Annotated in this window: 7 protein-coding genes; 6 read left to right on the plus strand and 1 reads right to left on the minus strand. The window is 59.0% G+C overall.

Annotated elements, in window-relative coordinates:
* Positions 1–180: 180 nt before the first annotated feature.
* Complete coding sequence (locus tag O6929_04545; GenBank protein MCZ6479668.1) at positions 181–1,737, minus strand: Fic family protein; 1,557 nt, start codon at positions 1,735–1,737, stop codon at positions 181–183.
* Positions 1,738–2,191: 454 nt separating this feature from the next.
* Here O6929_04545 and O6929_04550 point away from each other — a divergent pair, with 454 nt between their 5' ends.
* The 6 genes from O6929_04550 to O6929_04575 form a co-directional block, all read left to right on the plus strand.
* Positions 2,192–2,809, plus strand: coding sequence for a hypothetical protein (locus O6929_04550; protein MCZ6479669.1), 618 nt, complete (start codon positions 2,192–2,194; stop codon positions 2,807–2,809).
* Between the two features lie 221 nt (positions 2,810–3,030).
* Entirely contained in the window at positions 3,031–4,287 is a 1,257-nt protein-coding gene (gene lysA, locus O6929_04555; protein MCZ6479670.1) for a diaminopimelate decarboxylase, read from the plus strand.
* A 114-nt stretch (positions 4,288–4,401) separates the two neighbouring features.
* Positions 4,402–5,286, plus strand: a complete 885-nt coding sequence (gene dapA, locus O6929_04560; protein ID MCZ6479671.1) for a 4-hydroxy-tetrahydrodipicolinate synthase — start codon at positions 4,402–4,404, stop codon at positions 5,284–5,286.
* Positions 5,287–5,327: 41 nt separating this feature from the next.
* The gene (dapB, locus tag O6929_04565) at positions 5,328–6,131 is read left to right on the plus strand and encodes a 4-hydroxy-tetrahydrodipicolinate reductase (protein MCZ6479672.1); all 804 of its coding nucleotides are present in this window, start codon (positions 5,328–5,330) and stop codon (positions 6,129–6,131) included.
* Positions 6,132–6,186: 55 nt separating this feature from the next.
* Entirely contained in the window at positions 6,187–7,359 is a 1,173-nt protein-coding gene (locus tag O6929_04570) for an LL-diaminopimelate aminotransferase (GenBank protein ID MCZ6479673.1), read from the plus strand.
* 110 nt (positions 7,360–7,469) lie between these two features.
* A partial coding sequence (locus tag O6929_04575; GenBank protein MCZ6479674.1) for a 2-amino-4-hydroxy-6-hydroxymethyldihydropteridine diphosphokinase occupies positions 7,470–7,656 on the plus strand: 187 nt, incomplete at its 3' end.

A 7,656-nucleotide genomic window follows, 5' to 3' on the forward strand; every position in this document is an offset into this window, starting at 1 on the left:
CCCGAGCGGGCGCGGCCAAAAAGTTGTCAGCAACCTTTTCAACCATTCGCCTGACCTGCTAATTGCTAATCAGATTCCCGGCGCCCAGTCCCACCAAATCAGGTCCTTCCATCGCCCTGCTACCACGTTGCTACCACAATGGTCCCCCCGCAAGGCCCCAGTTGTAGGCCGTCCCGCAGCCTACTCGTCGGGTACTCTGGGCGCGGGGTGGCCCTTGAGCCGTGCTTCCACCAGACGAGCCAGGAAGGCCGCGAACTGCTCGATGTTCTGCTCTATGCTGGCAGCTTCGAGCGCCGCCATGTATTCGTTGCGTTTCTCGACCGGCAGCACAGTCCACGGATAGCCGCCGCCGGCGAGCATGACATTCATCAGAAATCGGCCCATACGGCCGTTGCCGTCCTTATAGGGATGGATGTACACAAACACGAAATGACCCAATACGACCCGCACGGACGGCTCTTCCTCCTCCCGCAGCAGATCGAAAAACGCCGGCATAAGATCGCGCACCGCCTCGTGGCGGGGCGGCACGTGCCTCGAGCGCTGGATATAGACCTGGTCGCTGCGGTACCCTGCGAGGTCGGCTGGCTTCATGATTCCCGCGGTTACACTTGGTGCAAAGAGCTCCCGGTACCAGTCGCCATGGTCAGCATCAACAACTGCACCCGGGTTATCGCCCTCGAGCACCTTGCGCACGCTTTGTCCGACAGCTTCATAGGCCTTCCAATAACCGCGCGCCGCAAGTGCGTTGAGACGTTCGTGGTCATTCTCGTCACCATCGGGGTTCCACGCGCCGGTGCGTACGCGCTCGATGAGGGCCGGGCTGACCCGGTATCCCTCGATCGACAGCGAATGGTAGGCGTCGGTGACATAGACGTCTTCGACGGCCTCCAAATACGCATCGATGTCGGTAACTGGCCCCGGTGCGGCGGGGAACATCCCCATCACTGTGTTCCGCATCTGCTGCCACATCAGGCGAACGCGGTTAGCGTGGGGAGATTGTTCGCGCGCGGGTAGAGCCAGCGTGGGTCGGTCACTGAATGGATCATTCTCGCGCACGTCATAGCTGGCCGCCCGCATCGTCTTGAGGATTTCGTCGGCGATGCGTGTGCGTCCGACATTTCGGAAGGCGCCCGCAAGACGACCCCCCAGCGCACTGTGGCCGCCGGCCAGGAGCAGGGCTAGGACGTCCGAAGCATCACGCACCATGGCGAGCGCGGCGCGCGCATCGGTAGGGTTTTGCGGAAAGTATCCCGGAGCACAGGCGATCAGCGCGGCCGCCAAAGAGAACAGGCGCAGACCTTCTTTCTCTTCCCGTTGTCCTTCCGGCGGCAAGGCAGCTCGGACATCGAGCAGGGAGGTCTCGTGTGGTAGTTTCGTGACCTCGTTGCCCGCCTTCGGCGAGCGGACGAGCAGTTGGTGCGGCACCGCCCGGTTGCCAGCATGCAGAGACAGAGATTGCTCGGGCGATAAGGACCATTCCGTCCCGAACCGGTCGTTTAGATAGGCCGCGCAGAAGCCCCAGAAGGAGGTATACCAGTCCGTACTTTCCCCGCCAGCCCCATCCGGCCGGGCCGGGATGTACCATCCCTTCATTACCTCGTGCAAGAACCCGTTCTGCAGGAGACGCTCCCGATGGGTGCGGGTCAGGTCGGCGGAGCGGATGGCAACCACACCACGCTCTTGAAGCTCTTTCAGAGCTTTAAGGGAATCAGCTAGTTTTTCCTGCGGTCTTGCCATGGTCGTGCTCTCTTTCGCTAATTCTGCTGTGCAGTTTTTAGGTTATTCTGCTGTGCAGTTTTTAGGTTATTCTGCTGTGCAGTTTTTAGGTTATTCTGCTGTACGGTTTTTAGGTTATTCTGCTAAAAATCTTATAACTTATCGTATTCTATCCTTTTTAGCTTATTATGTCGAGCAAAATTTAGCTTATTCAGTTAGCCATGTTTTTGGGTCAGCATAAGGCCTTAATCCGCCTCAATTGCGCCAACAGGCCCCCTGAAATACTCGCGGCGGTTTGGCGGCTTCCTTAGCCCAGCCATGTATGAAAAAACTGCATATTGACAGATGGTTAGCGCTGATTTTATAGTGTGCCTTCATCTTTAAAACAGAGTTTTGGGCTTGAGAGGAGAGAGGGCCGCTCGGAGGAATTCAATCAAACACGCCGCACAGGGGCGTCAAAAGGAGGGGGATCGAGATGAATGAGCCAACGATGGGAGCCCTGGAACGGCGCATGGAGGCGGTGGAGCGGGAGAACCGACGGTGGCAGTGGATGGTAACGGTGACCCTGGCCGTGGTCGCGGCCATGGTTATTCTGGCCCAAGCCACACCGACGAAGTTCGGCAAGGTGCTCGAGGCGGAGAGGTTTGTCCTTCGAGATACGAACGGCAGCATTCGTGCCGAGTTGGGCTTCATCGATGGTGCCTCGGTCCTGTTACTAAACGACAAGGACGGGAAACCTGGCGTGGCCTTGAGTGTGCTTCCGGACGGACCACGGAGGATCAGTCTCTTAGACAGGGACGGGAGAACCAGATCCGTACTTACGGCGCGGGCTGATGGTGACTCTGGGCTGCGGCTCTTTGACAAGAACATGATGCACCGGGCTTCGCTGGACGTGATGGCAGACGGCAGGCCGATCTTGCGGCTTGCCGATAAGCAGATCAGTCCCGCGCAACTCACGGTCCTATCGAGGCAAGTGCCGGTCCCCTGGTTCCGCCATCCCACCGCCGGTAGCGAATCCGAATGGGAGTGGCGGAAGACGGCTGGGGTAGACTCGCTTTTGCCGGCCACAAGCTCCAGGACAACACTGAACTAAATGTGCCACGAGCGGCGTGCCGCACCTGCGCCGCCGACGCGCCTTTAACGCATTACGATCCCCTCCACTCGGCTATCTGAGCCACCCACCCGGTCCCCTGTCTGCCTGCAATGTAGAACGCCGGCACGCGGGGGGTAGTGTGTACTCTACTTTCCCTTTGACAGGTCGAGAAGAGTTGTGTTACGACGGCATCATCCCACCCCCTCAGGAGGCATTCACCAATGCACCATTTTCACTATCGGGGTGAAGACCTCTACTGTGAGGAGGTCCCCATCACAGCCCTTGCGGGGGAGGTCGGGACCCCCTTTTATTTGTACAGCCACGCCACGCTCACCCGTCACTTTCGCGTTTTTAGTGAAGCCTTCCGGGACATTCCCCACCTGATCTGTTTTGCCGCCAAGGCCAACTCTAACCTGGCCATTCTGAAGCTCTTCGCCACCATGGGAGGAGGAGCGGACGTCGTATCTGGTGGAGAGCTCTTCCGGGCGCTGTGCGCCAGTATCCCACCCGAGCGCATCGTTTTCGCTGGAGTCGGGAAACTCCGGGAGGAGATGGGAGAGGCCCTCAAGGCGGACATCCTCATGTTTAATGTCGAGTCCTCCCAAGAGCTGCGCCTACTCAACCAAGTGGCAGGAGAGATGGGGACGGTGGCCCGCGTGGCGCTCCGCGTGAATCCCGATGTGGATCCCAAAACGCATCCGTACATCTCGACCGGGCTCAAGAAGAGCAAGTTCGGTATCGACATCTCCTTGGCCCTCGAAGAATACCGGCTCGCACGGACCTTATCGCACATCCAGATCGTCGGGATCCATCAACACATCGGTTCGCAGATCACCGAACTAAGCCCCTTCGTGGATAGCCTGCGACGTACGGCCGAATTGATCGAGGAACTTCGGAAGCTTCCCATCGATATTCGCTATCTTGACATGGGTGGAGGCCTCGGGATTCCGTACAGTGATGAGACGCCGCCGCACCCGACGGAGATGGCCCAAGCGATCACCCCAATCCTGAAGACCATTGGCTGTACCGTTATTTTTGAGCCGGGACGGGTGATCGCGGGAAATGCCGGGATCCTGGTGACCCGGGTGCTGTACACGAAGCAAACCCCGACGAAGAATTTTGTCATCGTCGACGCGGGAATGAATGACCTGATCCGCCCCTGCTTGTATGACTCCTACCACGCCATCCAGCCGGTCCAACAGCACAAGGGACGGGAGCAGATCACTGCAGATGTGGTCGGGCCGATCTGTGAATCAGGAGACTTTTTAGCCAAGGATCGGGAACTCAGCATGGTGGAGCCCGGAGAGCTCCTGGCCGTGATGAGTGCGGGGGCGTACGGATTTGCGATGGCGTCGAACTATAACGCGCGACCACGGGCGGCCGAGGTCTTGGTCAAGGAGGACCGCCACTTCGTGATCCGGGCACGAGAACGCTACGAAGATCTCATTCGAGGAGAGAACATTCCCGACGATCTATAGAGCGATGACCGCACAATTTCGAAATTCGAATTTCGAAATTCGAAATTTTGGGGACATTGGACTTTGGACCTCATACTTCGAACTGTGAACCATGAACCGAAGGAGGGGAGGGCGATGAAGAAGAGCTTTCAAGGATCCATGGTCGCGATGGTCACACCCTTTCGAGACGGACGTGTGGATGAGGCCAAGATCCGTGAGCTGGTGGAGTTTCACGTGAAGAACGGGACCGAGGCCATCATCCCGTGCGGGACGACCGGCGAGTCTCCCACCCTGAGCCATGACGAGCACAATATGGTGGTAGAGGTTACCATTAAGGCGGCAGGGGGGCGGGTTCCTGTGGTGGCGGGAACGGGTTCCAACTCCACCGCCGAGGCGATCGAATTGACCGAGCATGCGAAAAAGGCCGGCGCGGACGGGGTACTGATGGTCTGCCCCTATTACAACAAGCCGACCCAAAATGGGCTCATCGCGCACTACAGAGCCGTGGCGGAAAGGGTCGATATCCCGATCATCCTGTATAACATCCCGGGGCGCACCGGCGTGAATATGCTTCCGGAGACAGTGGCGATTCTCGCAGACCTGCCAAACGTTGTGGGGATCAAAGAGGCGAGTGGATCGTTGGATCAGATGACGGACGTGATCCACCAGTGCGGGGACCGGATCACGGTCGTCTCTGGCGATGATTCATTGACGCTGCCGCTCATGTCTGTCGGGGGCAAGGGGGTGATCTCGGTCATCGCGAACATTATCCCGAAAGAGACGGCGGAGATGAGCCGGGCCGCGTTGAACGGCGACTGGAAGCGGGCGCGAGAGATCCACCTACGCATGTTTCCCCTCTGCAAGGCCATGTTTTATGAGACCAATCCGATCCCGGTCAAGACAGCCATGCAGCTTCTGGGGAGGCTGAACGGGGAGCTCCGGCTGCCGCTCTCGCCGATGTCCGATGCGAACAAGGAAAAGTTGGCGAAGGCGATGACGGCTTACGGCCTCTTGACGTGAGGCTGGTTGACTGCTGACAGCTTGTCACGGAGCGGGTGGCGATGATTCGGGCAATTGTGACCGGGGCCGCCGGACGGATGGGGGGGCGAATCCTAGCCCTTGCAAAGGAGGCGGGTGACTTTCAGATCGTCGGGGCGACGGAACGCCCTGGCCATCCCGCCATCGGTCGGGATGTGGGAGAGGTGGCCGGCATCGGACCCCTGGGAGTCAAGGTTGGTAACAGCCTGTCTGAAATCATCTCGGGTACCGATGTCATCATCGACTTCACGGCCCCAGAGGCCTCGATCGCCCATCTCCGAGCGGCGAGCGATGCGGGTGTCGCCATCGTGGTAGGAACCACGGGCCTGAGCAAGGAACAGCTGGAACAGGCCCGTGGTCTCGCGGCAAAGATGTCCTGTGTTATCTCTCCTAATATGAGCGTGGGTGTCAATGTTTTGTTCAAAGTCCTCAGGGAGCTCGCCCACTTTCTCGGTGAAGATTACGAGGTCGAAATCACCGAGGCCCACCATCATTTCAAAAAGGATGCCCCCTCGGGAACCGCGCTCAAGATGGCCCAGGTGATCGCCGAGGCGCTGGGTTGGGACATAGAGCAGGTGGGCATTTACGGCCGGAAAGGTATCGTAGGCGAGCGGCCCAAAAAGCAGATTGGTGTCCATACCATCCGTGCAGGCGATATCGTGGGGGAACACACCGTCCTCTTCGGGGGTATGGGGGAGCGTGTCGAAATCACCCACAGGGCCCACAGCCGTGATAACTTCGCCAGGGGGGGGCTCCGTGCGGCTCGGTTTGTGGTCGAGGCCCCGAAGGGACTCTACGACATGGCGGATGTCCTCGGTCTAAAATAGCCGTTTCAACAATCAGCTATCTATACTGAGCAAGCCATAGGAGGTGAATCGCCCTATGGAGAGACGGTATGCTTATGCGAGCAAGCTCAAACAGCTCCCTCCTTACCTCTTTGCAGAGATCGATCGTCTCAAGCAAGAGGCGGTCGACCAGGGATTAGATATTATCGATCTGGGGGTCGGAGACCCGGATCTTCCCACCCCTCCTCATATTGTGAAGCGGATGGCCGAGTCGACTGCAGACCCCCGGAATCACCGGTATCCCACTTACGAGGGGCTTCTGGTATTCCGGCAGGCGGCGGCCGAGTGGTATCGTGACCGCTTTGGGGTCGTCCTTAATCCGGCCACCGAGGTCCTCACACTCATTGGGAGCAAGGAGGGAATCGGACATATTCCGCTTGCCTTCATCGATGGTGGCGATACGGTGTTGATCCCCGATCCCGGCTATCCGGTGTATCACGCGGCCACGGTTTTTGCAGGCGGGATTTCACACCCCCTCCCGCTCTACCCTTCGAACGGCTTCCTGCCGGATCTCGAGACGATCCCGACGGATGTCCTTCGAAAGGCCAAGATGCTTTTCCTGAATTACCCGAACAATCCGACCGCGGCGGTGGCCCCCGAAGCGTTTTTTGTGCGGGCGGTAGAATTTGCCCGGAAACACCATCTCATTCTCTGCCACGATGCGGCCTATTCCGAGATCGCCTTCGACGGCTACCGGCCCCCGTCAGTTCTGGCCGTCGAGGGGGCCAGGGAAGTCGCCATCGAGTACCACTCTCTTTCAAAAACCTACAACATGACTGGCTGGCGCATCGGGTTCGCGGTGGGCAGTGCAGAGATCCTGGCCGGACTTGGCCGCATCAAGACCAACCTGGATTCCGGCGTGTTCCAGGCGATTCAGTACGCCGGGATCGAGGCGCTCAGGGGTCCCCAGGACTGCGTCGCCGAACATTGCAAGATCTATCAGGAGCGACGGGATGCGCTCGTGGAGGGTTTGAAGGCCCTCGGATGGAATGTAACCAAGCCGCAGGCGAGCTTCTACGTCTGGATTCCGGTCCTTCCCGGGTATAACTCAAGCGAGCTGGTCAAGCGGCTGCTCCAGGAGACGGGGATCGTCACTACGCCGGGAGTGGGTTTCGGGCCCCATGGCGAAGGGTTTATCCGGGCAGCCCTTACCGTTCCGGTGGAACGGATCCGGGAAGCGGTGCAACGGATCGGGAATATCGGCTGGTAGCAGCAGTCAGCAGCTAGGAAGCCAGTCTGCCTCTTTTCAGCGTTGCAGCATTCCATCATCCAAGCGTCTCAGCGTTCCAGCCTTCTAGCGTCCCAGCGTTCTAGCAGCTGATGTCGGAGGCGCGAGGGGTGATCCGGGCTTATCTCGGTCTCGGGGCAAACCTGGGGGATCGGCGGGAAACATTGGAGCACGCCATCTCACTGCTCTCGCAGCGTCCGGGGATCCGACTCCTCCGAATTTCCTCTCTCTATGAGACGGAGCCGGTGGACGTGGCGGGGGGGTGGTTTTTCAATGGTG

The organism is Candidatus Methylomirabilota bacterium (assembly GCA_027293415.1).
Taxonomy (GTDB): domain Bacteria; phylum Methylomirabilota; class Methylomirabilia; order Methylomirabilales; family CSP1-5; genus CSP1-5.